Source organism: Lactobacillus delbrueckii subsp. delbrueckii DSM 20074 = JCM 1012, from assembly GCF_001433875.1.
Classification (GTDB): domain Bacteria; phylum Bacillota; class Bacilli; order Lactobacillales; family Lactobacillaceae; genus Lactobacillus; species Lactobacillus delbrueckii.
The window spans coordinates 1-2884 of record NZ_AZCR01000098.1 but is presented as its reverse complement, the minus strand read 5'-3'; the positions used below and the strand labels follow the sequence as shown (position 1 = coordinate 2884).

Annotated in this window: 2 protein-coding genes; both read right to left on the bottom strand. The window is 47.2% G+C overall.

Going from position 1 to position 2884, the window contains the following annotated elements; all coding sequences use genetic code 11:
• Positions 1–170: 170 nt before the first annotated feature.
• Positions 171–1598, bottom strand: a complete 1428-nt coding sequence (locus FD23_RS08460) for a flippase (RefSeq protein ID WP_025896515.1) — start codon at positions 1596–1598, stop codon at positions 171–173.
• Between the two features lie 2 nt (positions 1599–1600).
• The gene (glf, locus tag FD23_RS08455; RefSeq protein WP_074027724.1) at positions 1601–2815 is read right to left on the bottom strand and encodes a UDP-galactopyranose mutase; all 1215 of its coding nucleotides are present in this window, start codon (positions 2813–2815) and stop codon (positions 1601–1603) included.
• Positions 2816–2884 lie beyond the last annotated feature (69 nt).

Here is a 2884-nt window from a genome sequence, read left to right as displayed (position 1 = left end):
GCAAGTTTGATTTCTTTAGTGTATTTAGTCATGAAAATAACCCCCGAAATTAGTGTCCTAATTTCGGGGGTCATATCACTCCTACTAGCATTTGGTCTCTTTTCTTTTTTACTTTTACACACTTTAGCTATTAATATATTTAAATATAGTAAAAAGCTCAGCTTTCTAGTTTACTTTTGAAAACGATCCTTGATCAATTCTTTAGCCTGGTCAACGATAGGTGCTCTTAACAAGAGGACCATCACCGCATAGATAATAACGCCTAGAAGCACTTCGGCAATCATCCACAGCCAGCTAGCCTTCATGTGGGTGTTCAGCCAGAAAACTGGAACGAACATAACAAGCCCGGATACTAAATATTTCCAGTTGCTCTTAAAGAGGAGCTCGAGGTCTAGGTCGTGGCGCACGACCCAAAGCTGGTAAGCAGTAACTGAAATTTCTGAAATTACCGTGGACCACATAGCACCATTGAGGCCACCAAAATAGATCAGAGGGAAGTTCAAGATAATATTGACAACTGCCCCTAAGGTTACAGAAACTGTAAAGTCCTTCACACGGTTGACTGGCAAAAGGTACTGGGTACCAATCACATTGGACCAGCCAATCATCAAGATGACAATCGACTCGATGAACATGGCAGGGCCAACTGGAGCGTAAGCCTGACTGTAGTAAAGTGGCGCTAGCGTCATGGAGACGCCGGCGATCCCGAACATCATCGGGTAAACTAGAGACGACACAAAGTCAAAAGACTTGTAGAGCATCCGGTTGACCTTTTTCATGTCGCCTTGGGCAAAGGCGTTAGCCACGTGGGGCAACATAACTGTACCCGTCGCTGTCGCAAAGGCCAAGACCAGCTTGATCAGGTTGTCAGAATACTGGTAAAAGCCGGAGGCTTTTTCATTGACCATGATCCCCAGCATCGTCCGGTTCAGCTGCACATAAAGCTGGATGGCGATCTGCGGCACAAACATGGAAACAGCCGGTGGCAGGTGACGCCAAGGACGGAGCTTCTTAAGAGGCACCTTCTTCAGCATCCCCAAGGCATGTGGCCACAGGGTGAAGTTGCCCAAGAAATTGGATAGAGCCACAATCACGATGTACAAGGTAACGTCGCTGCTGTCCTTGATAAAGATGAAGACCGCCACCATGGACAGAATTTTGACAAAAGTATTCCGCAGAACGGTTCGCTTGAAATCTTCTAACCCTTGGTAAAGCCAGGAGATGTCGAAGGCGGCAGCCACTAAGTTGATAGACTGAGCCCACATGTACTGTGGCTTGCTCACATAGAAGTTCATGAAAATTACAAACACAACGTAGGAAATCAAGGTCATCGAGGTCTTAACCGTCTGGATTTCCCAGAAGGTCTGGGCCATCTTCTTTTTATCGTCCCGAACGTAGGCAATTTCCCGGTTACCGTAGTATGCGATCCCCAAATCCGCTAGCAAGACGAAGTACTGGATGACAGAGTTGGTAAAGGCGTTGGCCCCAACACCGGCGGGATCCAGAACCCGGCTAACGTAATAAGAGGTAATCAGAGGAACGATGATCGCTAGGACTTGGTAGCTAGCGTTATAGAGGTAATTTTTGACGACCTTCAAGGCTACTCACCAAATTCTGTGTTCACTGCGTCCAGCGCCGCCCGGATCACTTGGTCCATGTTGTAGTACTTGTACTGGCCAAGCCGGCCGCCGAAGATCACCTTGGAATCTTCTTTAGCAGCCAGGTCCTTGTATTGGGCGTACAAGGCGTTATTCTTGTCGTTGTTGACCGGGTAGTATGGTTCATCGCCCTTGCTCCAGTTAGCTGGGTATTCGCGGGTAATCACAGACTTGTCGGGGTCACCCTTGCCAAATTCAAAATGCTTGTGCTCGATCACGCGCGTGTATGGCGTTTCGGCGTCAGTGTAGTTGATGACCGCGTTGCCTTGGTAGTTGCCGACGTTCACTTCTTCGGTTTCAAAGCGCAGGGACCGGTATTCCAGTTCACCCAGCTGGTAGTCAAAGAACTCGTCGATTGGACCGGTGTAAACGACCTTGTCAAAGTTCTTCAGGTACTCATCTTTGTTGTCAAAGAAGTTAGTATTGGTTTCAACGGTGATCCGGTCACTCTTCAGCATGTTTTCCACCAGCTTAGTGTAGCCGCCCTTTGGAATGCCTTGGTAGTCATCGTTGAAGTAGTTGTTGTCATAGATCAAACGGACTGGTACCCGCTTGATAATGAAGGCCGGCAGTTCCGTTGCCTTTCTCCCCCATTGCTTTTCGGTGTAGCCCTTGATCAATTTTTCGTAGATGTCCCGGCCAATCAGAGAAATGGCTTGTTCTTCCAGGTTTTGTGGTTCCTTGCCTGCCATTTCGGCCCGTTGTTCGTTGATCTTATCAAGCGCTTCTTGAGGCGTCCGGATACCCCACATTTGGGCAAAAGTATTCATGTTAAAAGGCAGGTTATACATGTGACCCTTGTAGTTGGCTACCGGGCTATTAGTGTACCGGTTAAATTCGGCAAACTGTTGCACGTATTCCCAGACTTCCTTGTCAGAAGTATGGAAAATGTGAGCGCCATATTGGTGAACCTGGATGCCGTCAATTTCCTTGGTGTAGATATTGCCGGCGATGTGGTCACGCTTTTCAATCACCGTAACTTCGTGGCCCCGCTTGGCTGCTTCGCGCGCAAAGACAGCACCGAAAAGACCTGCACCAACTACTAAATACTTGTTCATACTTGTTTTGCTCCTTTTATTTAAAAGTGGGTCTGCTTCTTGCCGATACCAAGCTTGCGCTTGATCAAGTTGATCCCCTTTTTGATCCAAAAAATCCATTTCAACCATCTGGTAGAATATGAATTACCACAAACATTTCTAGAGAGGTTAAAATGGATCATTCATATT